This is a genomic window from Pseudarthrobacter sp. rb (assembly GCF_056389225.1).
On sequence record NZ_JBWJAR010000003.1, the window covers coordinates 211,217 to 235,909 of the forward strand.

The window sequence follows — 24,693 nt, forward strand, 5'->3', positions numbered from 1 at the left end:
CCTTGGACACCACCTCGCAGGCCGCCGTCGGACTGCAACTGATTGAGCCGGGCCAGCGCGTCACTGTCCGCGTCCCCGCCACCACGGCCAACCTTGGTCCCGGCTACGACAGCCTGGGGCTTGCACTGGCCCTGCACGACACCCTGACCGTGGAAAGCCTGGACACGGACGAACTCGTCTTCGACCTGCGCGGCGAAGGGGCGGAAACCCTGCCCCGGGACGCCAGCCACCTGGTGGTACGGGCCATGGACGCGGCCTTTGAACGGTTGGGATTCCGCCACGGCGGCCTGAAGGTGACTGCCGAAAACGTCAACCCGCACGGCAGGGGACTGGGCTCGTCCGCCTCGGCGGTCGTGGCGGCTGTGTCTGCTGCCAATGCCATGGTTCCAGGGGAAAGCCGGCGCGGCCGCGACTGGATCCTGCAGCTCACCAGCGAGATGGAAGGCCACCCGGACAACGTCGCACCGGCGATTTTCGGCGGACTGGCGCTGTCATGGCAGGACAGTGAGCAGTACAGCAGCACCACTGCCACCGTTGCCGGGTCCATCATCCCCATCGTGGCGGTACCCGACTTCGAACTGTCCACCGAAGCCGCCCGCGCCCTGCTGCCTGCATCAGTGGGACACCATGCGGCGGCCATGAATTCGGGCCGTGCGGCGCTGCTGATCCATGCGTTGACGCAAAAGCCTGAATTTCTCCTGCCGGGCACCGAGGACTACCTGCACCAGAGCTACCGGGCGGAAGCCATGCGGCCCAGCGCGGCGCTGATCGGCGCCCTCCGCAAAGCAGGCTATGCAGCAGTGGTTTCCGGCGCCGGGCCAACCGTCCTGGTGCTGGCCAACGGCGAAGCACTGGCCAGTGATGCACTGGCCTTCATCGAGGCCTTTACATCGGAGAACACGCCGGACATTGGCTGGCGCGTGCTGAAGCTCGCAGTGGACGTTGAAGGTGCTAAGGTGGACGTGCACCGGCGGTAATTCCGCCTATCTGATCTGCTCCTGCATTCAGTTGCTGTTTGATCTACCACTGTGAATGTATTCCGGTGCCACCTGCTTGGTCTGTCGCAGGAATCTGCAGCATCCAACTGCCCCTGAAGCGTCAGTCAGGCGTTGCGCCGTGGGCGCAGCGCAAGGTGAATCAGTATCCGGCCCTGCTGGCCGAAATCCAACCGGCAAGGCTGAAATCCGGCTGCAGATCTGAACTGCAGCCCAGATCAAATCATCGCGTCCAGCTCCCAGTCTGGACGCCGTCGAGGGGGAAGGATCCTTCGTGACCGAAACCACTGAGCTGTCGCCAGCTGTGGAACACACAACTTCTGCTGCCGAATCATCGGCCGCACCCGCCAAGAGCAGCGGCCTCGCCGGCCTGAAGCTCGCCCAGCTGCAGGCCCTCGCCAGCCAGCTCGGCATCTCCGGCGGCTCCCGCATGCGCAAGGGGGACCTGGTTTCGGCCATCTCCGCCCACCGCGCAGGGACCCTGACCGTCAAGACTCCTGCGAAGGCAACGGAAAAGGCTCCGGAAAGCAGCGTGGCTCCTGCCGCAGCCGCTCCGGAGGCCGCTGCCGCAGAAGCTCCTGCCGCTGAAGGCACCCGTGCCCGCGGACGCGGCCGCAGCCGCCGCGCTGTCAGTGACGGCGTGGTTGCCCCGGCAACCGAAGCTCCCGTCGTGGAAACCGCTGCCGCACCTGCCGCCGCAACCGTCGAGGCGCCGTCGGCTGCCCCCGCGGAAACCACCGAGGCAACCGAAGGCGCCCCCGAGCGCCGCCAGCCGCGCACCCGCAACCGCCGCCGCGGCGAAGCCGCTGCCGCCTCCGTCCAGGAAGCCCCGGTGGAAACCCCGGCAGAGCAGCCGGCCGCGGAACAGCGTGCGGGCGAACAGCGTTCGGGTGAACAGCGCACCGAAACCCCCGCAGAAGCAGGGGACGCCGGCCAGCGCACCGAACGCCGTGAAGGCGGACGCACCCGCGGCCGTGACAACACCCGCGATTCCGATGGCGGCCGCGACAACGCCGGCAGCCGCGAAGCCGGCCAGCGCGATGGCGGCCGGGACAACCGCGACAACGACGACGCCGACGGCGGAAGCCGCCGCAACCGCCGTAACCGCCGCGACCGGAATGACCGCAACGACCGTTCCGGCGGCCAGGACCGGGACAACTCGCGCAACGACCGCTTCCGCGACCGCAACGACCGCCGCCGCGGCCGCAACCAGGGTCCGGACGTGGACGACGTCGAGGTCACCGACGACGACGTGCTGCTGCCGGTCGCCGGCATCCTCGACGTCCTCGAGAACTACGCGTTCATCCGCACCTCCGGCTACCTGCCCGGCCCCAACGACGTCTACGTCTCCCTGGCCCAGGTCAAGAAGTACAACCTGCGCAAGGGTGACGCCGTGGTAGGCGCAATCCGTGCACCGCGCGAAGGCGAAGACCGCAGCCAGCAGTCCAACCGCCAGAAGTTCAACGCCCTGGTCCGCGTCACGTCCGTCAACGGCAAGACGCCGGAAGAACTCAAGGACCGCGTCGAATTCGCCAAGCTGGTTCCGCTGTACCCGTCGGAGCGCCTGCGCCTCGAGACCGATCCCAAGAAGATCGGCCCCCGCGTCATCGACCTCGTCGCCCCGATCGGCAAGGGCCAGCGTGGCCTGATCGTCTCCCCGCCCAAGGCCGGCAAGACGCTCATCCTGCAGTCCATCGCCAACGCGATCACCACCAACAACCCTGAGGTCCACCTCATGATGGTGCTGGTTGACGAACGGCCCGAAGAAGTCACGGACATGCAGCGCACCGTCAAAGGTGAGGTCATTGCCTCCACCTTCGACCGTCCCGCAGATGACCACACCACCGTGGCCGAACTTTCCATCGAACGCGCCAAGCGCCTCGTGGAAATGGGCATGGACGTGGTGGTCCTGCTGGACTCCATGACCCGCCTGGGCCGCGCCTACAACCTGGCAGCACCGGCCTCCGGCCGCATTTTGTCCGGTGGTGTGGACTCCGCAGCCCTCTACCCGCCCAAGCGCTTCTTCGGTGCCGCCCGCAACATCGAAAACGGCGGCTCGCTCACCATCCTGGCCACCGCCCTCGTCGAGACCGGCTCCAAGATGGACGAGGTCATCTTCGAAGAGTTCAAGGGCACCGGCAACATGGAACTGCGCCTGTCCCGCCAGTTGGCAGACAAGCGCATCTTCCCGGCCGTGGATGTCAACGCATCCGGTACCCGCCGCGAAGAGAACCTGCTCTCGCCCGAAGAAGTCAAGATCATGTGGAAGCTGCGCCGCGTCCTTTCCGGACTCGAGACCCAGCAGAGCCTTGAACTGCTCACCAACAAGATCCGGGAAACGCAGAGCAACGTCGAGTTCCTCATGCAGGTCCAGAAGACGACGCTTGGTGCGAAGTCGGATAACGACAAATAGTTTCACCAGGGGCGGGGCCGACGCATTTTGCCGGCCCCGCCCCTTTGTCGTTCGGTTTTTTGCCGCCCCCGCCCCTACGCGTGGTGGCCACGTCCTGACGGACTTTGGCCACCACGCTCCGGCAGGCCCGATGCCACTCCCGGGGCGGCAAAAAACCGCCCGACCTGCGTTCGTCCCACCTAACGCGTCGCATTACTAGACTTGTACAAGTCGAAAGAGGTTTATAGATGTTTGAGTCCGTACAGGGCCTGCTTGATGAGCATGACTCCATCCAGGCGCAGCTGGGGGATCCTGCTGTTTATGCTGACCAGCGGCTTGCCCGGAAGCTGGGGCGGCGGTCGGCTCAGCTCAATGGCATTGTTGAGGCCTACCACAAGTGGGAAGGTATCCGGGATGACCTTGCTGCCGCCAAGGAGATGGCTGCCGAGGATCCCGAGTTTGCTGCCGAGGTGCCTGAACTCGAGGCCGCGCTGGAGACTGCTGCCGCCAAGCTGCGGCGCCTGCTGATTCCGCGCGATCCGGACGATGCGCGCAACGTGATCCTCGAGGTCAAGGGCGGTGAAGGTGGCGACGAGGCTGCCCTGTTCGCCGGCGACCTGCTGCGAATGTACACCCGGTACGCGGAGTCCCGCGGCTGGAAGACCGAAATCATCTCCGCCACCGAATCGGACCTTGGCGGCTACAAGGACGTCCAGGTGGCTGTCAAAGGCAACTCGAACGATCCCGCTGAGGGCGTCTACGCCCGGCTTAAGTTCGAAGGCGGCGTGCACCGCGTCCAGCGCGTGCCTGTGACCGAGTCCCAGGGCCGCATCCACACCTCGGCTGCCGGCGTGCTGGTCCTGCCCGAAGTGGACGAGCCGGAAGAGCTCGAGATCAACCAGAACGACCTCAAAATTGACGTGTACCGGTCCTCGGGCCCGGGTGGCCAGTCCGTGAACACCACGGACTCCGCCGTCCGCATCACGCACCTTCCCACCGGCATTGTGGTGGCGATGCAGAACGAGAAGTCCCAGCTGCAGAACCGTGAGGCCGGCATGCGCGTCCTCCGCGCCCGCATCCTGGCACACCAGCAGGAGCAGATCGACGCCGCCAACTCGGAACAGCGCAAGTCGCAGATCCGCACCATGGACCGCTCCGAGCGCATCCGCACCTACAACTACCCGGAAAACCGGATCGCCGACCACCGCACCGGCTACAAGGCCTACAACCTGGACCAGGTCATGAACGGTGACCTGGAACCGGTCATCCAGTCGGCGATAGAAATGGACGAGCAGGCGCGGCTGGACGCCATCGGCGACTGAGCGGAAGCTGCCACCCATGACCGAGCCCACCTCCGCGGTGCCTGCCCAGACCCAGACACTGGCTGCAGCTGTCCGTGAGGCTGCCGCACTGCTGGCTGAAGCCGGGATCCCCAGCCCCCGCGCCGACGCGGAGCTCCTGGCGGACCATCTCCTGAACGTCGGGCTGGGACGCCTACGCTCCCTGATGCTTGGCGACACTCCCGCACCGCAGGGGTATGGCGAGCTGGTGGCCGAACGTGCGCGCCGGATCCCGCTGCAGCACATCACCGGGGTGGCGCATTTCCGCTACCTGGAGCTGGCCGTGGGGCCGGGGGTTTTTATTCCCCGTCCGGAGACCGAATCGGTGGTCCAGCTGGCCATCGACCACGTCCGCGGCATGCGCAGTCCCCGCATGGTGGACCTTGGGACGGGGTCGGGTGCCATCGCCGGTTCGCTCGCTTCCGAACTTCCCGGAGCCGAGGTGCATGCTGTCGAATTCAGCCCGTTCGCGCACGCCTGGGCGGCGAAAAACCTGGCGCCGCTGGGCGTCAACCTTGTCCTGGGCGACCTGCGCGACGCCTTCCCGGAGCTTAACGGAAGCGTCGACGTCGTGGTTTCCAACCCGCCGTACATCCCCGCCGAAGCCATCCCCAACGAACCCGAAGTAGCCCTGCACGATCCGCCGGAAGCTTTGTACGGCGGGGGAGCGGACGGCATGGAACTTCCGACGGCGGCAGCGGCCTCCGCTGCCCGGCTGCTGCGGCCGGGGGGCTACTTCGTCATGGAACACGCAGAAGTCCAGGCCGGCTGGATCGCCGCCATGCTTGCAAGGACCGGAACCTGGACAGCCATCACAACGCACCTGGACCTCAACGGCAAGGAGCGCGCCACCAGCGCCGTGCTCGTGGGGGACTCCGCACGGAATGAAAGAATGGGCCAGTGACCACAACTTATGACTGCACCATCGACGACGAGCGGGCCCGGGGCCTGGAACACGCCCAGCGCGCCATCAGCGAGAAGAAGTGCGTCGTGCTCCCCACGGACACCGTCTACGGGATCGGCGCGGACGCGTTCTCGCCCCAGGCCGTCACCATGCTGCTGGTTTCCAAGGGGCGCAGCCGCACCATGCCGCCGCCCGTCCTGATTCCGCGGATCAACGCCCTGGACGGCCTGGCCACCGAGGTCTCGGCTGACGCACGGAAACTCGCCGAGGCCTTCTGGCCCGGAGGCCTGACGCTGATCCTGCACGCACAGCCGTCCCTGGACTGGGACCTGGGCGAAACCAAGGGGACCGTGGCCCTGCGGATGCCTGCCGACGAGGTGGCCCTGGAACTGCTGACTTTGACCGGCCCGCTTGCCGTGTCCTCCGCAAACCGCACCGGACACGCCCCGGCCCAGACCGCAGCTGCCGCCCGGGAGCAGCTTGCTGATTCCGTGGAGGTGTACCTGGAGGGCGGCCAGCGCCCCGTGGAGGGTGAAGCCGGCGTGCCGTCCACCATTGTGGATGCCACCGGTCCCATCCTGCGCGTGGTGCGCAACGGGGCAGTGAGCCTGGACCAGCTCCGCGGGCACGTCCCCGGCGTCCTGGGCCTGGGAGAGATCCCCATGGCCGAAGAGGAAGCCGGCGGTGAGCAGGTTGGTGGTGAGCCAACTGGCGCCGGGCAGCCGGGCACAGGCCAGTCAAGCGCAGCCGATGTACAGGACGACGGCGGGGCCGCACCTGAGGCGTCAGGGTCGTCCGCCGTGCCCGGCCCGGCCGCGGAATCCACCACGCCGGCCGGGAACCAGCAGCCTTGATGGCGCTGGACCGCCAGCAGATTCCTGTCCTGGACGTCCACGCCACACCGTTGCGCGTCCCCGAACTGGTGGCGGAACTGAGCAGCTTCGTGGCGGATGGCTCTACCCGTACCGTCCTGGGCCACAACCTGCACAGCGTCACGCTGGCTTTGTCCGACGACGGATTCCGGCGCCTTTACGAGGACAGCGACGTCGTGCTCCTGGACGGCGCACCCGTGCTGTGGCTGTGGGGGAGGACCGGCAACGCCGAAGGCCCCGTCATGGATTACCGGCTGGGTTCAACGGACTGGCTGCCGGCGCTGGACCAAGTGCGCGGCCTTGAACGGATTGCCGTGATCGGTGCGGGTGCGGAGGCGAACGCGGGGGCAGTCAGCAGGCTGAAGGACATCGTTCCGGGCGCCCGTGTGTCAGGCTTTCCCGGTGAAGGATGGGGTCCTGCGCTTGAGGAGGCAGCCGTTGCCTGGCTGCACCGGGAACAGCCGCAGCTTGTCCTGCTTGGCCTGGGCATGCCGCTCCAGGAGGAAGTGCTGCAGCGGCGGCTGGCTGAGATGCCGCCTGCCGTGTACTGCGCCGTGGGCGGCGCCATCGAGCAGCTGGCCGGCGTCCAGAAGCTGGCCCCCCGGTGGCTGGGCAGGATGGGCCTGGAGTGGGCGTGGCGCCTGCTCCTGCATCCCCGCCGCGTGGCCTACCGCGTGCTGGGGGAGCCCTGGGTCCTGTTGTGGCTCCTGGCCGCCCGGAGGCTCGGAAAACCGGGCCTGAACAGGTAACCGGGGCCGGAAGCAGCGGAGCGCGGCAAACAGCGGCAGGGTTCGCCTAGAACTTCTGGTCCTCCAACGGAGCGAAGCCCTTGCCCCGCAGGCCGGTGGTGAACGAATGTGCCCACCCCAGAAAGCCCGAAAGGTCGCGGCGCTGCAGAAAGTAGCCCAGATACCCGCCGACGTCGGCCACGAACGAGCGCACCCGGAAGTAGCGGCGGATCAGGTAGCCCCGGTTCCGGTAATAGTAGAAACGCTTGAAGGCGGAGTCCGGGACGATCACGTGCCAGCGGGCGCCGTAGACGTGCTGCGTTTCCCCGAAGGCGTGCGGGTGCGTAATGGCCGTGGTGGTGACGGTGCCAAAGCGGATCCCGGCCTTGCGCAGCCGGATGGTGAAATCAACTTCATCGCCGCGGATGAACAGGCGCATGTCCGGCAGGCCCACCTTGAAGAACACGTCGGAGCGGATCAGCGCACCGTTGAAGAAGTGGCCGTCGTCCGGCAGGAAGCCTCGTTTCTCCACCTCGGCCCTGTCGTGCGTGACCTTGCCGTCCAGGCGGAAGAAGAAGGACAGCCGGTCGGGATGGCCGGGCGCCGTGACCAAAGGGACCACCGCCTCCAGGTCGCGTGCCTCAGCCTCACGAAGCAGCGTGGCGAGGCATTCCGGATCTGCCGGCTCGGCGTCGTCGTCCATCATCCAGATCCAGCGGGCACCGCTGGCGACGGCCTTGAGCGCGGCAAGCGCAAATCCGCCCGCGCCGCCCAGATTCGCTTCCGAGCGCACATAGTCCACGTTGGGGTGCGCCGCTGCCACATCCGCGGCCGGGGTGGTGCCGCTGTCCACCAGGCAAATCGTGTCCACGTGCCGGCTCTGGGCATTGATCGAATCCAACAGGACGGAGAGTTCCTTCGGCCGGTCGAAAGTCACGGCGGCAACCGCAATGCGGGGGGTCATGGGGGTCCTTTCAGCATGGCTGCAAGGGAGTTCCCCGCCTGTTGTGCGCCCGTGTGGCGCGGAGCCATGGTGCCGTTGGCACTAGTATCTTTGACTAGAGTCCACTGTAATACAGCCCTGTAAGGCGCTGCGCGTACGTCTGTGCGCACTGCCTGCTGCGCGCTCGGCGACGGAGAAGTTTCATTTATCGAAGAACAGATTCCCGGCCCGTGAGCCCACCCACCCCCAACCGGCTGCCACATCGGCCGAGCGGCTTTGGCACCACCACCCTTGAAGCGGTTGCCGTCCCATGATCATGTACCTGCTCATGGGGCTCACCGCCGCCATTGTCTCCTACGGGGCCACCTGGGGCGCCCGCATCGTGGGGCACCGGCTTGAGCTGCACCTGCCCATCCGCAGCCGCGACATGCATTCCACGCCGGTGTCCAGGCTGGGCGGGGTGGCAATCTTCCTGGGCGTCATGGTGGCGCTGGTCGTTGCCAGCCAGTCCTTCTTCGTCAAGGACATCTACCGCAACAACTTTTCACCGTGGGGTGTCCTGGCAGGAGCAGCGGTCATCGTCCTGGTGGGCGTGGCGGACGACCTGCTGGACATCCGCTGGTGGGTGAAGCTGATCGGCCAGAGCGCCGCCGGACTGACAGTGGCCATCTGGGGTGTCCAGATGACCATCGTCCCCTGGGTACCTGAACCCATCTACCTCCAGGACGGAACACTGCGGATAGTGCTGACGGCCGGACTGATCGTAACCACCATGAACGCCTTCAACTTCATTGACGGGCTGGACGGCCTCGCCGCGGGAGTGGCCATCATCGGCGGCACGGCGTTCTTCATCACCGCCTACTGGGTCCACCGGAACGCAGTCCTGCTGGACTATTCAGACCTGGCTACGCTCATTACGGCCGTGCTGGTGGGCGGGTGCCTTGGCTTCCTGCCGCACAACTTCTTTCCCTCGAAGATCTTCATGGGGGACTCCGGCGCCATGCTGATTGGGCTCCTCATGGCCTCGGCCGGCGTCGTGTCCACGGGGCAGATCACCTCGGGCCTCTACGACCGTGCCAACGGTATCTCCACCATTATCCCCATCCTGCTTCCCTTCGCCGTCCTCTTCCTGCCGCTGCTGGACCTCGGTCTGGCGGTCGTCCGGCGGACGGCCCGCGGGCGTTCGCCCTGGTCGGCGGACCGCGGACACCTGCACCATAAATTGCTGGACATCGGCTATTCGCACCGTACCGCGGTGGTCCTGATGTACCTGTGGACCGCCGTGCTCTCCTTCGGCGGCCTGGCGTTCGCTGTCTTCCCCTGGCACATCGTGCTCGCCGTGGACATCTTCGCGACGCTGGTCATGGGACTGGTGACAGCGTGGCCGTACCTGTCCCGCGGCAATGGGGAAACCGCGGCGTAACGGCGGTTCTGAATTATTTCTATCTCGTGTAGAATTTAGGGGCAGCCCAAGCTGCCACTCCACCCCCTGCCTCCTGGCGATCTGCCATGTGGTGCCGACGATTGGATCGCATGACCTCCAACGCCGAGTCCGGACCTGCCTCCGGCAATGGACCCGTTGGTACGTCCGGTCCCACCCGTTCGCTCTGGCTGAACCTGCTCAAGCGCAGTTCGATTGCCGCGACGGCCGGACTTGTGGTGTGCGCAATCCCGGCCGGAATCCTCAACGGGGCAACCGGGGCGGTGTCCAGTTTCCTTGGTGGCCTGCTGGTGATGCTTTTCTTTGGCATCAGCCTGCTGGTGGGGCACTTCGTGGGACGCCGCAACCCCTCGGGTGCGATCGGGATGTTCGTAGCAACCTACTTCATCAAGGTAGTTGGCTTCGCCGTTGTCCTGTTCGTCATCGGGGCTCCGGAATGGCTGCACGGCCGCTGGTTCGTCATCGGTGCCGTCGTTGCCGTCGTCCTGTGGCAGGCCGCGGAGATCCACGGCTTCAGCAGGGCACGCCTCCAGATCTACAACGATCCTGAAGACAGGGGATCATCCGATGCGTGATTCGAAAAAAACCGCAGGCGCCGGCGACGGCAAACGCGGCTCCAACGGCTCCACGCCGGCTTCTTCCGACGCATCCACCGATGGCGGCTACAACGCTGGAATGGCTGTATTCAGCTACATCATTGGCGGAATCATCGTCTGGAGTTTGATAGGGTGGGGACTGGATTATCTGTGGGGAACGCGCTGGATTGTGCTCGCAGGCGCTCTGCTTGGAGCCGTCGGAGGTTTCTACCTTTCCCACATGCATGGCCTCACCAGTTCCCGCAAAAATGCTGATGGGCGCCATGCTCCCAGCGCACCGTCCCAGGACGGAGAAGATAATGCCAAATAATTTCACAGGGGGAACAGCAGGCTGTCAGGCTGCCGGACCCCGCCCAACGCCCAATGATGGACACTGCAGAGAGGAAACGCGTTGATCGCGCTTGCGCTCCCGGCCCAAGATTCAGGAGAGTTCACTCCTCCTGGTATTAACGAAATGCATTTGCCGGCAATCCTGCCGTGGGGTGCCGCAGAAGGATTCTCCAAGCAGATGCTGCTGGTCCTCCTCTCTGTCGTCTTTATCGCCGTCTTCTTCGTGCTCGCCGCACGCAAGCAGCAGCTGGTACCCGGCAAGCTCCAGTTCGCCGGCGAAGCCGCGTACGGCTTCGTCCGCAACGGCATTGCCAAGGACATCATCGGCGGCAGGGACTTCATCAAGTACGTCCCCCTGCTGTTCAGCCTGTTCTTCTTCATCCTGGTCAACAACATCTACGGCGCCATTCCGGTGTTCCAGCTCCCCACGTTCTCGCACGTGGGTGGAGCGTATGTGCTGGCCGGCCTGGTCTACGTCACCTGGATCGCCATCGGCGTCAAGAAGAACGGCCTGCGGTACTTCAAGCTGGCCACCGTCCCCTCGGGCGTGCCGTGGTACATCCTGCCGATCGTCATTCCGATCGAAATCATCTCCAACTTCGTTGTCCGGCCCGTCACGCACAGCCTCCGTCTGTTCGCGACCATGCTCGCCGGCCACCTGATCGTGATGATCGCCGGTTCCGGCATCGAGTACCTCATCATGCAGGAGAACGTCCTGCTGAAGGGAACCTCAATCCTGGTTCTTGCCGGTGCCATTGCCATGTACATGCTTGAAGCCCTGATCATGGTCCTGCAGGCCTACGTCTTTACGCTGCTGACCGCGATCTACATCGAAGGCGCACTGCACGCCGACAGCCACTAGGCTCGCCGGCCGGGCAGCACGCTCCGGCGGCACACCACAGTCTTCCCCTCGCGGGGATGAAGCAACCCAAACAACCTGCCACACAAGTGGCATCTTGAAAGGAAAAAAAATGGAAGGCTCCATCAACGGCTCCCTCAACCTCATCGGCTATGGCCTCTCGGCTATCGGCGGTGGTATCGGTGTGGGTCTCGTGTTCGCTGCCTACATCAACGGCGTTGCACGCCAGCCGGAAGCCCAGCGCGTCCTGCAGCCGATCGCATTCCTTGGCCTGGCCCTGACCGAAGCACTCGCCATCCTGGGCCTGGTCTTCGCTTTCGTTCTCAAGTAAACCTTCAGAACTTCAGCGAACATTCAGAACCGAGTAGATAAGGACGGGTGAAATATGCATCAGCTGATCATCTCAGCCGCCGCTGAAGGCGACGTCAACCCCCTTGTTCCCAATGGCTGGGAAATGCTGGTTGTCTTCGTGGGCTTTGCCATCCTCTTCTTCATCGTGGTCAAGTTTGTTGTCCCGATGTTCGAGAAGACCTTCGCAGAGCGTGCCGAGGCCATCGAAGGCGGCATCGCCAAGGCTGAAAAGGCCCAGGCTGAGGCGTCTGCTGCACTCGAAGAGTACAAGCAGCAGCTGACCGACGCCCGCACCGAAGCCAACCGCATCCGTGAGGAAGCCCGCGCCGAAGGTGCCCAGATCCTCGCGGATCTCAAGGAGAAGGCGGCAGCAGAGTCTGCCCGCATCACCGCGCAGGCCCACGCACAGATCGAGTCCGAGCGCCAGGCGGCCGTTGTGTCCCTGCGCTCTGAGGTAGGCACCCTGGCCACCACCCTTGCCGGCCGCATCGTGGGCGAGTCCCTCGACGACGACGCACGCGCAGCACGGGTAGTGGACCGCTTCCTGGCAGATCTGGAGTCCCAGAACGCAGGTGCAGCTAAGTAATGGCAGGCGTATCGAGCGAATCGCTGGCAACAGCCCTTGGCGCTTTGGAAGCGAAGCTTCCCACGGCGTCGCTGCAGCTGGCAAAGGAACTCTTCGGAATTCTGGGAATGGTGGACAGCTCGGCTGGCTTGCGCCGTGCCCTGACTGACCCCTCCCGCAGCGGTGACGAAAAGTCGGCGCTGGTGAGGCAGCTGGTTGGCGGAAAAGTCTCCGCTGATGCTGCTGAGATCGCGGCCGGTCTGGCCAGCTCACGCTGGGCATCGGCGCGTGACATCGGCGATGCACTCGAGACTCTTGCCGCAACGGTGGTCATTTCCGTTGCTGAAAACAAGTCGGCCGTTTCTGCCTCCGGAATCACTGGCCTGGAGGAGCTGGAAAACGACCTGTTTTCCTTCAACCAGGCTGTTGCCTCCAACCACGAGGTACAACGTGCTCTGTCCGAACCGCAGGCAAGCTCCGCCGCGAAGGCTGCCCTTGCAGAGAGGCTGGTGCCCGGCGTCAGTGAGGAAGCAAAAGTCCTCATTACGCAGGCAGTCAGCCAGCCACGCGGAATCAAGCCCACCAGGCTTGTGGAGCGGTTCGCCGAACTGGCGGCCAAGCGGCAGCAGCGCTGGATTGCAACGGTCAGCGTCACCCGGCCCTTGTCGCAGACGCAGCAGTCACGCCTCCAGGCGGGCCTGAATGCCCTGTACGGGCGGGAACTGAAGGTCAACGTCAACGTTGACCCGTCGCTCATTGGCGGAATCCGCGTCCAGGTGGGAGACGAAGTGCTCGACGCTTCCGTCCTTTCCCGGCTGGGCGAACTGCAACGCCAGCTGGCCGGCTAGCCGGACAAGCACAACCAAACTGATAGAAACCCCGGTCACCGTTTGCGGTGATCACAAACAGGAGAGCAGGGACTGCAGATGGCCGAATTGACCATCAACGCCGACGACGTCCGTAATGCGTTGAACGAGTTCGCGGCGTCCTACGAACCCGGAAACGCAGAGCGCGTAGAGGTTGGCCGTGTAACGACCGCAGGTGACGGCATCGCCCGTGTTGAGGGCCTTCCCTCGGTCATGGCGAACGAGCTTCTTCGCTTCGAAGACGGCACGCTGGGCCTGGCCCAGAACCTTGACGTCCGCGAGATCGGTGTCATTATCCTCGGTGACTTCCAGGGCATCGAGGAAGGCCAGGAAGTGCACCGGACCGGGCAGGTTCTGTCCGTTCCGGTTGGCGACGCCTTCCTCGGCCGCGTGGTTGACCCCTTGGGCCAGCCCATGGACGACCTGGGCGAGATCAAGGCTGAGACCACCCGTGCCCTGGAACTTCAGGCGCCCGGCGTGACCCAGCGCAAGTCGGTTCACGAACCGATGCAGACCGGCCTGAAGGCCATCGACGCGATGATCCCGATCGGCCGCGGCCAGCGCCAGCTGATCATCGGCGACCGCCAGACCGGCAAGTCCGCCATCGCGATCGACACGATCATCAACCAGAAGGCCAACTGGGCTTCGGGCGATGTCACCAAGCAGGTCCGCTGCATCTACGTCGCCATTGGCCAGAAGGCGTCCACCATCGCCGCCATCCGCCAGACCCTCGAGGACAACGGCGCGCTTGAGTACACCACCATTGTGGCCTCTCCCGCGTCCGACCCCGCAGGCTTCAAGTACCTGGCACCGTACGCGGGCTCGGCCATTGGCCAGCACTGGATGTACGGCGGCAAGCACGTCCTGATCGTGTTCGATGACCTGTCCAAGCAGGCCGAGGCATACCGCGCCGTGTCGCTGTTGCTCCGCCGCCCGCCGGGACGCGAAGCCTACCCGGGCGATGTCTTCTACCTGCACTCCCGCCTTCTGGAGCGTTGCGCCAAGCTCTCCGACGAGCTCGGTGCCGGTTCCATGACGGGCCTGCCGTTGATCGAGACCAAGGCGAACGACGTGTCCGCCTACATCCCGACCAACGTCATCTCCATCACCGACGGCCAGATCTTCCTGCAGTCGGACCTCTTCAACGCCAACCAGCGCCCCGCTGTTGACGTGGGTGTCTCGGTGTCCCGCGTTGGCGGTGCCGCCCAGGTGAAGTCCATGAAGAAGGTCTCCGGTACCTTGAAGCTGGACCTTGCCCAGTACCGCGACATGCAGGCGTTCGCGATGTTCGCATCCGACCTGGATGCAGCGTCCCGCCAGCAGCTGACCCGTGGCGCCCGCCTGATGGAACTGCTCAAGCAGGGCCAGTACTCGCCGTTCCCGGTCGAGGACCAGGTTGTGTCCATCTGGGCCGGCACCAACGGTTACCTGGATGACGTCCCGGTCGAGGACATCAGCCGCTTTGAAGCCGAGTTCCTGGAGCACCTCCGCCACAAGTCCTCGATCCTGACCACGCTGGCCCAGACCAACGTACTGGACGATGACACCGTTGCCGCTCTGAAGTCCTCAATCGTGGACTTCAAGAAGGGCTTCTTCGGCGAGGGTGACAACCACCTGGTAGGCGCCGGCCACGAGGAGCATGACGCTATCTCCGAGGGCGAAGTCGACCAGGAAAAGATCGTCAAGCAGAAGCGCTAGTTCCGCATCGCCGGGTGTGCCGGGCCCCAGGGTCCGGCACACCCGGCTACGGAATGTTAGGAAAGGATAAGTATGGGAGCCCAGATCCGGGTCTACCGCCAGAAGATCAGCTCGACCACGTCGATGCGCAAGATCTTCAAGGCGATGGAACTGATCGCTACCTCGCGCATCGGGAAGGCCCGTGCGCGCGTAGCAGCTTCACTGCCTTACGCGAACGCGATCACGCGCGCCGTTTCTGCTGTCGCCAGCCAAAGCGAAATCGACCACCCGCTGACCACTGAGCCGGAGCAGATCCGCCGTGCCGCCGTCCTGGTAATTACCTCGGACCGTGGCCTGGCAGGTTCCTACTCCGCCAGTGTGCTCAAGCAGGCGGAAGGTCTCTTCGAGCTGCTCCACGACGAAGGCAAGGAAGTCAAGACCTACCTCGTGGGCCGCAAGGCCCAGGCGTACTTCGAATTCCGGAACCGCGAATATGCGCGGGTCTGGACCGGAGGAACCGACGCTCCAGAGTTCGCCACCGCCCGTGAAATCGGCGAGGCGCTGCTGTCAGATTTCGCAACTGACTTCGAGGAGGGCGGCGTGGACGAAATCCACGTTGTCTACACCCGCTTCAAGTCCATGGTTACCCAGGAGCCGACGGTCATCCGCCTGCTCCCGCTGGAAGTAGTGGAAGAACAGGCTGCTTCCGAATCGGAGCTCCTGCCGCTGTACGAGTTCGAGCCGGAGACGGAGCGTGTCCTTGACGCCCTGCTGCCGCGCTACATCGAATCCCGTATCTTCGCAGCCATGTTGCAGGCGGCAGCTTCCGAGCTTGCAGCCCGCCAGCGGGCGATGAAGTCCGCAGGCGACAACGCAACGGACCTGATCAAGAAGTACACGCGCCTGCGCAACACAGCCCGCCAGGCCGAAATCACGCAGGAGCTCTCCGAGATTGTTGCAGGTGCCGACGCCCTCGCGTCGTAGCCTCCCGACCCTCGGTTCCGCGGAACCAGCAACACCACAGATAGACTTAACCCCACGCCATCTACTGAATGAAGTGAGAGAGATGACTGCCACTGCTACCGAACACGTAGCCGCAACGTCCGGTGCAACCGGCCGTATTGCGCGCGTAATCGGCCCGGTTGTCGACGTCGAATTCCCGGCTGACGCAATCCCGTCGATCTATAACGCCCTCACCACCGAGATCACTCTCAACGGTGAGACCAAGACCATTACCTTCGAAGTTGCGCTGCACCTCGGCGACAACCTCATCCGCGCCATCTCGCTGCAGGCAACCGACGGCCTGGTCCGCGGCACCGGCGTCGTTGACACCGGTGCCCCGATCTCCGTTCCCGTTGGTGACGGCGTCAAGGGCCACATCTTCAACGTGCTGGGCCAGCCCCTGGACGTTGCCGAGTCCGAGCTGGATGTCAGCGAACGCTGGCCCATCCACCGCAAGGCTCCCAGCTTCGCTTCGCTCGAAGGTTCCACCGAGATGCTGGAGACCGGCATCAAGGTCATCGACCTCCTCACCCCGTACATCAAGGGTGGAAAGATCGGCCTGTTCGGCGGCGCCGGCGTGGGCAAGACCGTTCTGATCCAGGAAATGATCACCCGTGTTGCCCGCAACTTCGGTGGTACTTCCGTGTTCGCCGGTGTTGGCGAGCGTACCCGTGAGGGCAACGACCTCTGGGTGGAAATGGAAGAGGCAGGCGTCCTCAAGGACACCGCCCTTGTATTCGGCCAGATGGATGAGCCGCCGGGAACGCGCCTGCGCGTGGCCCTGTCCGCGCTGACCATGGCGGAGTACTTCCGCGATGTGCAGAACCAGGACGTGTTGCTCTTCATCGACAACATCTTCCGCTTCACCCAGGCAGGCTCCGAGGTTTCCACGCTGCTGGGCCGCATGCCTTCGGCCGTGGGCTACCAGCCCAACCTGGCGGATGAGATGGGCCTCCTGCAGGAGCGCATTACCTCCACCAAGGGCCACTCCATCACCTCGATGCAGGCCATCTACGTTCCCGCAGATGACTACACCGACCCGGCTCCGGCCACGACCTTCGCACACCTCGACGCGACCACGGAACTTTCCCGTGAAATCGCCTCCCGTGGTCTGTACCCGGCCGTTGACCCGCTGACGTCGACTTCCCGCATCCTGGATCCCCAGTACATCGGCAAGGACCACTACAACACGGCTGTCCGTGTGAAGCAGATCCTGCAGAAGAACAAGGAACTCCAGGACATCATCGCCATCCTCGGTGTCGATGAACTCTCCGAGGAAGACAAGATCGTCGTGTCGCGTGCACGCCGCATCCAGCAGTTCCTGTCGCAGAACACCTACACCGCCAAGCAGTTCACCGGCGTCGAGGGCTCCACGGTTTCCATCAAGGACACCGTTGAAGGCTTCGCAGCCATCTGCGACGGCGAACTCGACCACATCGCAGAGCAGGCCTTCTTCAACGTTGGCGGCCTCGATGACGTTGAGCGCCAGTGGGCCAAGATCCAGGAACAGACCAAGTAATATGGCTGAGCTTGAGGTTGAGATTGTCGCAGCGGACCACTTTGTGTGGTCCGGAGCGGCCAAGATGGTCAAGGCCCGCACCAGCGATGGTGAAATCGGAATCCTGCCCGGCCACTCGCCCCTGCTGGCGATCCTGGCCGAGGGTGAACTGGCAATCCAGCCGGTATCCGGGGACCGTATTGCGGTAGATGTGGACGGTGGATTCTTCTCCGTTGACAACAACCGCGTGGTTATCGTTGCTGACAACGCCCAGCTGGGCGGCTCGGCTACCGCTGGGATCCGCTAGCACGACCTTGATGGACGCACCGGGTATTTCGTTCATCGCACTGGCAATCGCGTTCGGATTGCTGATCTTTGCACTGTGCCTTTCGGGGGTGCGCCGCTTCAACCTGCGGCGTGCCCTCGGCACGGTGGACGCCTCCATTTGCGTAGCTGGAAACAGCTGGCAGATGGGGGTTTGTCGTTATCAGGACAACGACCTTGAATGGTTCAGGCTCATCTCCTTGAGCGTCCGGCCCAAGTACACCTTCAAACGCAGCTCCCTGGAGCTCCTGGGGCGCAGGAAACCCACCGAAGCTGAAGCCGTCAAGGTTCAGCCGGATGTGGTGATCGTCGAACTCCGGTACGAGGGGCAGGACCTCCACTTCGCCATGAAATTCGACGCCTACACGGGTCTTTCCTCCTGGCTGGAAGCGGGTCCGGTCATCGGCGTGGGGACCTGGCGCTAGCCGGCGTGGACTGGTTTTCAGACATCCGGCTCACGGACGGACCACTGTATGGAACCGTCCTGGTATTGGGAGTTGGCGGCGCAGCCTATCTCCTGGTGCCGCCCCGGCGTGCCTCCATGACTTCCGTGCACCGGGCCCGGACTTGGGCGCTGCGCATCCTCCTTGCTGCCGCCGCCGCGTTCGCGCTGGTGGCCACGGTGCACTGGGCCCTCATCAATGTCTTCACTGTTTTCCCGGAGGACCTGCCGAATCCGGTACTGCTGTGGCTGGTCCCCGGAGTGGCGGCAGTCCTCCTGGGCCTGCTCCGCCTGTCCAGGACGGGCTGGCGCGGACGCGGGGCCGGAATCCTCGCCGCGCTGCTGGTGGTACTGCTCTCAGCAATCCAGATCAACGCCTACTTTGGCCTGAACAGGACGGTAAGCGACCTTTTGGGAACGGCCCTGGCCCGGATACCGGTCCTCGAGCAGGACGTCATGCGGCACGCCGGCGAATCTGACGGTGTCCCGCTCCAGGGCTGGAAGCCCGAGGGGGAGTTGCCGGCCGGAGGCGAGCTGCGGAAGTCCGCTATCCCGGGAACAGCCTCGGGAATGGCCACGCGGGATGCCTTCATCTACCTTCCCCCTGCCTATTTTGCTGCCAACAGGCCGGCGCTGCCCGTGCTGGTACTGGTGGCCGGGCAGCCCGGCGGCCCGGCGGACTGGCTCACCGGTGGCGCAATCCGCGGCCATATGGATTCATTCGCCGCCGCACACGGCGGGGTGGCCCCCGTGGTGGTCATCCCGGACCCGAACGGATCGCAGTCCGCAAACACCATGTGCATGGACAGCCGCATCGCCAAGGCAGACACCTACCTGTCCCAGGACGTGCCCCGCTGGATCAGTTCCACCCTGGCGGTGGACACCAACCACAGCCACTGGGCCGTGGGCGGGTTCTCCTTCGGCGGCACCTGCGCAGTGCAGATGGGAACACGGCATCCGGACATCTACGCGGACGTGCTGGCATTTTCCAGCGAGGCCGAACCCGCCATTGCCAAGGAACGGCAGAAGACCATCGACGCCGCCTTTCCTGGAAACCCCGAAGAATTCACCAAGCAGACTCCACTGGAGATCATGAAACACCAACGGTTCGAGTCCAGTGGCATGTACCTTACGGCAGGCCAAAACGATCCGGAGTTCGTGGGGAACCTCCGGACACTGGCCGCTGCGGCAGAGAACGCGGGCTTCACCGTGCAGGCACACGAGGTGGAGCACACCGGTCACTCCTGGGATACCTCGTCCAAGCGCTTTGCGGACGCACTGCAGTTCCTGGGCAGCCAATGGGGCCTGCAGTGGTGAGCACCAGGAAACCGGACCGTACCGTCGTCCTGATGTGGGCCGCCGTCGGGCGCCCGGCCGTCCAGCAGGCACTGGGCACGCTGAAATCGATGCCCTTCACACTTGGCGTGGTGGTTGCCTTCCTGGCGGCCGCCGCACTGACCGGGAGCTTCCTGGATGGACCGCCCGAGCAACTCCTGGGGCTGGCGTCCGTCAGCGGGCCTGGCCTGCGCGAGGGGCAGTGGTGGTCGCTCTTCACCAGCCTGTTCTTCGCCACAAACCCGCTGGCCTACCTCACCGCGTCGCTGATGATTGTCCTGCTGCTCGGACTCGCCGAGCGCAAGCTGGGCCGGCGTGCCGCCGTCGGACTCTTCTTTGGCGGGCAGTTTGCCGCCGTCACGGTGTTCCTCCTGGTGACCCAGCTGGCGGGGTACGTGGGGGACGGCTGGCTGGACAAAATGGTGAATGACAGCCTCATCGGGCCCTATGCGCCGGTGCTGACGGCGGGCCTTGCCGCCAGTGCGCGGATCACGCTGCTGTGGCAGCGCCGGCTCCGTACCGTGGTGCTGTCCATCTCGATCCTGCTGGTCCTCTACGTAGGTCACGCCGAGACCATTATTGGGCTCATCGGTGCCCTTCTTGGCCTCCTGGCAGGCTGGTGGATCCAGGGGGACCAGGGACGGCTCCATCGCCACCGGTCCACCGGCCGCGAGACCAGGAACCTCCTGGCCCTCACCGTTGCCGTCTTTGCCGTGGGCCCCATCCTGACGGGAATCACCCGCGCACCCACCGGCCCGCTGGCACTCCTGCGGGACGTCGTGCTGAGTCCGATGCCCACGCTCAGCCAGCTCGTGTTCAACTGTGGCGCCACCGTTGATGCCTCCTGCCTCGAAACAGGCAGGGCAGGATTCGCCGGACCGTTCGGCCTGGCGCTGGCAGTGGTGCCGGTCATCCTGCTGCTGATCTGCGCGGACGGCATGCGCCGGGGCCGCCGGCTGGCGCTTAACATCGCCTTGGCCATCCAGCTGGCTGTCACGGCGCTGGCGGCGGTCTACCTGGCCCTGTTCGCCCTGGTTCCCTCGCGCCTCCAGGGCACGCATGCAACGCCGCTGTCCTCGGCCTTCGCCCACGTCCTTCCACTCGTGGTTGTTCCCCTGCTGCTTGCGGTGGTCCTGTGGCTGAACCGCCGCCAGTTCCGCGTGCAGACCCGGCCGGGTGCCCGGCGCACCCTCGGGGCCGTGGTCTGCGGAACATGGCTTGTCCTGGCCAGTTCCTACACCGTGGCCTGGTTCTCGTCCGGCGGCCTGGCCCGCGACGGCGGGCTGCTGGGCCTTTTCGCGGAGTTGGCCCGGCAGTATGTTCCGGTGCCCATACCCCAGCATTTCCGCCGGGTCTTCCCGGAACAGGACAGCGCCGAAGCCCTCCTGTTCGCCTACTCGGGGCCAATCTTCTGGCTCGTGGCCCTGGTGGCCGTGTGGTGGGTACTCGTGGGCCGGCACCACGGCCTGAACTTCGGCCGGCAGGACCGCGACCGCGCGCGGCAGCTGCTCCACCAGGGCGGCGGCCCGCTGTCCTGGATGGCGCTGTGGGAGCCCAACACGTACTGGTTCAGCCCGGACGGGGCGGGTGCCATGGCCTTCCAGCAGCACGGGACGGTGGCACTGACCCTGGGCGGCGCCTTTGGGGAGCGCAAGGCGGAGCAGCGCGTGACGGAGGGTTTCCTGGACTACTGCCGCAGCCAGGCGCTGATCCCCGCACTGTATTCCTGCGACGACACGCTGTGGCCGGCGCTCAGGGAACGTGGCTTCTCCCGGGTGGCCGTGGCCCAGGAGACGCGGCTGGCGCTGGACCAGCTGGAGTTCAAGGGAAAGGAATGGCAGAACGTCAGGACGGCCCTGAACCGTGCCGCCAAGCTGGGGGTGCACGCGGTCTGGGGCTCGTACCATTCGCTGCCGGCCGCACTCCGGTCCCGGTTGAACGAAGTGTCCGAGGAATGGGCGGCCGGCAAATCCGTTCCCGAAATGGGCTTCACGCTTGGGGGAGTGGACGAACTCGATGACGAGGAAGTCCTCTGCTGCCTGGCCGTGGACGGCAACGGTGCGGTCCACGGCGTGACCAGCTGGCTTCCGGTGTACGACGGCGGGCGGCTGGTCAGCCGGACGCTGGACGTTATGCGCAGGGGCAGTGAGGGCTTTCCCGGCGTCATGGAGTTCCTGATCGCCTCGGCTGTCCTTGAGCTGCGCGATTCCGTGGACATGATCTCGCTGTCCGGCTCGCCCCTGGCGAGCCGTCCGGAGGACGCAGCCCAAGGGGACGCAGCAGGGGACGCCGAAAGGGAGGAAGACGCAGCCGCGACCGACGAGGGCGCGCAGAACCTCGTAAGGATCCTGGACCTGGTAGGGCACGCGCTTGAGCCCGTCTATGGCTTCCGCTCCCTGGCAGCCTTCAAATCCCGGTTCAAGCCCGAGTACCGGGCCCTGTACCTGTACTACCAGGACCCGCTGCACCTGCCTGCCATCGGGAGGGCGCTGACGCGCGCCTACCTGCCGGGGCTTTCCCTTGCACAGGGCGCCCGCCTGGTCCGCAAATTAGTGACCTGACACCGGCCATACGCCGCTCAACGATAAAGTCATATTTGCAGCGCATATATATTTCACAAACAAATGATCCCCGGCAATTGCGCCGGGGATCCTTTGTTTTAGCTGACAGCCGCGGCAAGCGGCCGGGCGGTACTAGACCAGAGTTACGCCGGTTGCCTGGGGGCCCTTGGCACCCTGGCCGATTTCGAACTGAACGCGCTGGTTCTCGTCGAGGGTCTTGAAGCCGCCGGTCTGGATCTCGGAGTAGTGAACGAAGACATCGCCATCGGAGTCGTCCGGGGTGATGAAGCCGAAGCCCTTTTCAGCGTTGAACCACTTGACGGTTCCCTGTGCCATTTATTTCTCCTCATTGTGGAACTTTTTAAGACCGGCACACCTCGTGCCGACCTTGGTCACTCCGCGAGAAGAATCCTGGGTTGCCTTGCCTGGGACAGGTCCGGCGCTGCAGGAGCTTCGCGCTCGCAACATGTCTTGCGAGCATGAAAAACACCTACACAAAGACTCAGATAAGAATTTCATGCCCGTTCCCGCAGGTCAACGGCCCGAACAGCAAAAAGGAAAAAATTTAGGTAAAAAACAGGTGACAGGGAACCCCGTCGCGAAAAGCGCCAATTAGGTGCCCGAAGCAACAAAGGGAATTCTAGAAGAGCCGGGATTCGCTGTCGTCGACTCCGCGCATGGCGTCATAGTCAAGGGTGACGCAGTCGATCCCACGGTCGTTGGCCAGTACCTTTGCCTGCGGCTTGATCTGCTGGGCTGCAAAGATCCCGCGGACCGGTGCCAGCAGGGGATCGCGGTTGAGCAGTTCCAGGTACCTGGTCAGCTGCTCCACGCCGTCGATGTCCCCGCGGCGCTTGAGTTCGATGGCCACTGTGGCGCCATCGGCGTCCCGGGCCAGGATGTCCACGGGTCCGATCGCGGTGAAGTACTCGCGCCTGATCAGGGAGTAGCCCTGGCCCAGCGTTTCAATCTGGTCGGCCAGCAACCGCTGCAGGTCCGCTTCCACACCGTCCTTGATCAGCCCGGGGTCCACGCCTAGGTCGTGGGAGGACTCGCTGACCTTCTCGTGGATGTTGATGATGAGCCGGTCATCGGTCTTGGCCGACTGCACGGTCCACTGCTCCACCACGCCCAGTTCGAGGTCCACCTCATCCGGGGATGTAACGCGCAGGGTTGCCGGCGGGCTCATCCAGTTCAGCGGCTTGTAGGAACCGCCGTCGGAGTGCACCAGCACGGAGCCGTCCGCCTTCACCAGCAGGAGCCGGGTGGCGAGGGGGAGATGGGCCTTGAGCCGGCCAACGTAATCAACGGAGCAATGGGCTATGACGAGTCGCACGCCGTACAGACTATCGCGTGGGCTCCGGCAGGCCATGGTCGACGCCGGGTGGCCGGGCGGAGCGGCAGGGACGCCACGGACGGGCGGGGGGCACCACGGTAAGGCTCGGCGTGCGGACCGGCTGGGGCAGAATGGAGACATGCCGCGTTCCAACCGTCCCCGCCGTCCCGCTTCCGGCAAGGGCCCTGTTTCCGGCCGGGGCGCAGGCCGGAAGGGCGGTGCGGACGTTCCCGAACTGGACCTTGAACGTGCCCGGGCCGGAATCGCCCGCCGGGAAAGCGCTCCCGACGGCGAGTGGATGGTCCGCACCATGACCGCCAAAAATGCCGAAAAGACCTATATCTGCCCGGAATGCTCCACCGCCGTACTGCCCGGGATCGCCCACCTGGTGGTCTGGAAGGATGACCACCTCTTTGGAGCTGCCGCCGGCCTCGCGGAACGGCGGCACTGGCACACCAACTGCTGGATGACGCGCAGCTACCGCTACCGCTGACCCGGCGCGGCAGAAGAACCTCCGCTGTCGCTAAGCTGGCAGGCATGACTTTTGATCCGGCGTCGTACGAATTCAGCCCAACCCAGGGCCCTGCTCCCATCCGTGCCTCCACTGTCCTTCCTGCCCGGCGCGAGAACATCGAGCTGCAGACAGAGGACGGCCACACACTGGTGGGGGAGCTGGCGCTGCCCGAGTCGGGGCCGGTCAAGGCCACGCTGATCACGCTCCACCCGCTGCCCACGCACGGCGGCTTCATGGATTCCCACGTTTACCGGAAGGCCTCCTACCGGCTGCCGGCGCTGGCCGGCATCGCGGTGCTGCGCTTCAACACCCGGGGCACCGCCTCGCCGCGCGGCACCAGCAGCGGCGCCTTCGAGGAGGGAGTGGGCGAGCGCTACGACGTGGAAGCAGCCGTCCGCTTCGCCGTCGAACGGGGCCTGCCCCACCGCTGGCTGGTGGGATGGTCGTTCGGAACCGAGCTGGCGCTGATGTACGGCGCCGTGGAACCGGTGGCCGGACAAATCGAGGGTGCGGTGCTGCTCTCGCCCCCGCTGCACCGCGCCACGGACAAGCACCTGCAGATGTGGGCGGAATCAGGCAAGCCCCTCACCGTACTTGTACCGGAGCATGACGACTTCCTGCAGCCGGCCGAGGCAACCGAACGCTTCAGCCTGGTGCCGCAGGCACGCGTGGTGGGCGTGGCCGGGGCAAAGCACCTCTGGGTGGGGGAGAAGTACGCGGCCCGGGTGCTGAACGACATTGTGGCCCTTGTCAGTCCCGACCCCGACCGTGCGGAGCTGCCGCAGGAATGGGACGGTCCGGCGGCGACTGCCGGAGCCTAGG

Annotated in this window: 25 protein-coding genes; 22 read left to right on the forward strand and 3 right to left on the reverse strand. The window is 64.9% G+C overall.

The window, feature by feature from the left end:
• Positions 1-2 precede the first annotated feature (2 nt).
• From thrB to ACWRN3_RS06020, 6 genes are all read left to right on the forward strand, one after another.
• A complete protein-coding gene (gene thrB, locus ACWRN3_RS05995) occupies positions 3-977 on the forward strand; it encodes a homoserine kinase (protein WP_476740118.1) in 975 nt (324 codons plus the stop codon).
• 292 nt (positions 978-1,269) lie between these two features.
• Positions 1,270-3,408 carry a transcription termination factor Rho gene (rho, locus tag ACWRN3_RS06000; protein WP_324642305.1) on the forward strand — a complete coding sequence of 713 codons (2,139 nt, stop codon included), beginning with the start codon at positions 1,270-1,272 and terminating at the stop codon, positions 3,406-3,408.
• A gap of 227 nt (positions 3,409-3,635) precedes the next feature.
• Positions 3,636-4,709, forward strand: a complete 1,074-nt coding sequence (gene prfA / locus ACWRN3_RS06005) for a peptide chain release factor 1 (protein ID WP_159631638.1) — start codon at positions 3,636-3,638, stop codon at positions 4,707-4,709.
• 16 nt (positions 4,710-4,725) lie between these two features.
• Complete coding sequence (gene prmC / locus ACWRN3_RS06010) at positions 4,726-5,631, forward strand: peptide chain release factor N(5)-glutamine methyltransferase (RefSeq protein ID WP_476740119.1); 906 nt, start codon at positions 4,726-4,728, stop codon at positions 5,629-5,631.
• Entirely contained in the window at positions 5,628-6,485 is an 858-nt protein-coding gene (locus ACWRN3_RS06015; RefSeq protein ID WP_476740120.1) for an L-threonylcarbamoyladenylate synthase, read from the forward strand. The genes prmC and ACWRN3_RS06015 overlap by 4 nt, the downstream gene beginning before the upstream one ends.
• Positions 6,485-7,252 carry a WecB/TagA/CpsF family glycosyltransferase gene (locus ACWRN3_RS06020; RefSeq protein ID WP_476740121.1) on the forward strand — a complete coding sequence of 256 codons (768 nt, stop codon included), beginning with the start codon at positions 6,485-6,487 and terminating at the stop codon, positions 7,250-7,252. Before ACWRN3_RS06015 ends, ACWRN3_RS06020 begins: the two co-directional genes overlap by 1 nt.
• A gap of 46 nt (positions 7,253-7,298) precedes the next feature.
• Here ACWRN3_RS06020 and ACWRN3_RS06025 read toward each other — a convergent pair whose 3' ends face one another.
• Positions 7,299-8,195 (reverse strand): glycosyltransferase, encoded by an 897-nt coding sequence (locus ACWRN3_RS06025; RefSeq protein ID WP_476740122.1) that lies wholly within the window; start codon positions 8,193-8,195, stop codon positions 7,299-7,301.
• A 289-nt stretch (positions 8,196-8,484) separates the two neighbouring features.
• Here ACWRN3_RS06025 and ACWRN3_RS06030 point away from each other — a divergent pair, with 289 nt between their 5' ends.
• From ACWRN3_RS06030 to ACWRN3_RS06095, 14 genes are all read left to right on the forward strand, one after another.
• Entirely contained in the window at positions 8,485-9,597 is a 1,113-nt protein-coding gene (locus ACWRN3_RS06030) for an MraY family glycosyltransferase (RefSeq protein WP_255172589.1), read from the forward strand.
• A gap of 110 nt (positions 9,598-9,707) precedes the next feature.
• Positions 9,708-10,190, forward strand: coding sequence for a Cg1360 family ATP-synthase-associated protein (locus tag ACWRN3_RS06035; RefSeq protein ID WP_255172588.1), 483 nt, complete (start codon positions 9,708-9,710; stop codon positions 10,188-10,190).
• Positions 10,183-10,521 (forward strand): AtpZ/AtpI family protein, encoded by a 339-nt coding sequence (locus tag ACWRN3_RS06040; RefSeq protein ID WP_476740123.1) that lies wholly within the window; start codon positions 10,183-10,185, stop codon positions 10,519-10,521. The genes ACWRN3_RS06035 and ACWRN3_RS06040 overlap by 8 nt, the downstream gene beginning before the upstream one ends.
• Before the next feature lie 81 nt (positions 10,522-10,602).
• The gene (gene atpB, locus ACWRN3_RS06045; protein WP_159631646.1) at positions 10,603-11,403 is read left to right on the forward strand and encodes a F0F1 ATP synthase subunit A; all 801 of its coding nucleotides are present in this window, start codon (positions 10,603-10,605) and stop codon (positions 11,401-11,403) included.
• A gap of 109 nt (positions 11,404-11,512) precedes the next feature.
• Entirely contained in the window at positions 11,513-11,731 is a 219-nt protein-coding gene (gene atpE / locus ACWRN3_RS06050; RefSeq protein WP_003804776.1) for an ATP synthase F0 subunit C, read from the forward strand.
• A 54-nt stretch (positions 11,732-11,785) separates the two neighbouring features.
• Positions 11,786-12,337: a F0F1 ATP synthase subunit B gene (locus tag ACWRN3_RS06055; RefSeq protein ID WP_175316623.1), complete on the forward strand. Its 552-nt coding sequence runs from the start codon at positions 11,786-11,788 to the stop codon at positions 12,335-12,337.
• Complete coding sequence (locus ACWRN3_RS06060) at positions 12,337-13,164, forward strand: F0F1 ATP synthase subunit delta (protein ID WP_324642296.1); 828 nt, start codon at positions 12,337-12,339, stop codon at positions 13,162-13,164. Before ACWRN3_RS06055 ends, ACWRN3_RS06060 begins: the two co-directional genes overlap by 1 nt.
• A gap of 78 nt (positions 13,165-13,242) precedes the next feature.
• Positions 13,243-14,880, forward strand: coding sequence for a F0F1 ATP synthase subunit alpha (atpA, locus tag ACWRN3_RS06065; RefSeq protein ID WP_141160059.1), 1,638 nt, complete (start codon positions 13,243-13,245; stop codon positions 14,878-14,880).
• 72 nt (positions 14,881-14,952) lie between these two features.
• A complete protein-coding gene (locus ACWRN3_RS06070; RefSeq protein ID WP_255172585.1) occupies positions 14,953-15,843 on the forward strand; it encodes a F0F1 ATP synthase subunit gamma in 891 nt (296 codons plus the stop codon).
• Between the two features lie 82 nt (positions 15,844-15,925).
• Positions 15,926-17,380, forward strand: coding sequence for a F0F1 ATP synthase subunit beta (gene atpD, locus ACWRN3_RS06075; RefSeq protein WP_255172584.1), 1,455 nt, complete (start codon positions 15,926-15,928; stop codon positions 17,378-17,380).
• Position 17,381: 1 nt separating this feature from the next.
• Positions 17,382-17,666 (forward strand): F0F1 ATP synthase subunit epsilon, encoded by a 285-nt coding sequence (locus tag ACWRN3_RS06080; RefSeq protein ID WP_018760117.1) that lies wholly within the window; start codon positions 17,382-17,384, stop codon positions 17,664-17,666.
• Between the two features lie 10 nt (positions 17,667-17,676).
• The gene (locus ACWRN3_RS06085) at positions 17,677-18,108 is read left to right on the forward strand and encodes a DUF2550 domain-containing protein (RefSeq protein WP_159631651.1); all 432 of its coding nucleotides are present in this window, start codon (positions 17,677-17,679) and stop codon (positions 18,106-18,108) included.
• 5 nt (positions 18,109-18,113) lie between these two features.
• On the forward strand, positions 18,114-19,442 hold the full coding sequence (locus tag ACWRN3_RS06090) for an alpha/beta hydrolase (RefSeq protein ID WP_255172583.1): 1,329 nt from the start codon (positions 18,114-18,116) through the stop codon (positions 19,440-19,442).
• Positions 19,424-22,021, forward strand: coding sequence for a bifunctional lysylphosphatidylglycerol flippase/synthetase MprF (locus ACWRN3_RS06095; protein WP_476740124.1), 2,598 nt, complete (start codon positions 19,424-19,426; stop codon positions 22,019-22,021). Before ACWRN3_RS06090 ends, ACWRN3_RS06095 begins: the two co-directional genes overlap by 19 nt.
• A gap of 132 nt (positions 22,022-22,153) precedes the next feature.
• Here ACWRN3_RS06095 and ACWRN3_RS06100 read toward each other — a convergent pair whose 3' ends face one another.
• Both ACWRN3_RS06100 and nucS read right to left on the reverse strand, forming a co-directional pair.
• On the reverse strand, positions 22,154-22,357 hold the full coding sequence (locus ACWRN3_RS06100; RefSeq protein ID WP_011692441.1) for a cold-shock protein: 204 nt from the start codon (positions 22,355-22,357) through the stop codon (positions 22,154-22,156).
• A gap of 304 nt (positions 22,358-22,661) precedes the next feature.
• Positions 22,662-23,357, reverse strand: a complete 696-nt coding sequence (nucS, locus tag ACWRN3_RS06105; protein WP_159631653.1) for an endonuclease NucS — start codon at positions 23,355-23,357, stop codon at positions 22,662-22,664.
• 139 nt (positions 23,358-23,496) lie between these two features.
• Here nucS and ACWRN3_RS06110 point away from each other — a divergent pair, with 139 nt between their 5' ends.
• Both ACWRN3_RS06110 and ACWRN3_RS06115 read left to right on the forward strand, forming a co-directional pair.
• Complete coding sequence (locus ACWRN3_RS06110; RefSeq protein ID WP_476740125.1) at positions 23,497-23,850, forward strand: ATP/GTP-binding protein; 354 nt, start codon at positions 23,497-23,499, stop codon at positions 23,848-23,850.
• A gap of 44 nt (positions 23,851-23,894) precedes the next feature.
• On the forward strand, positions 23,895-24,692 hold the full coding sequence (locus ACWRN3_RS06115) for an alpha/beta hydrolase (RefSeq protein ID WP_476740126.1): 798 nt from the start codon (positions 23,895-23,897) through the stop codon (positions 24,690-24,692).
• Position 24,693 lies beyond the last annotated feature (1 nt).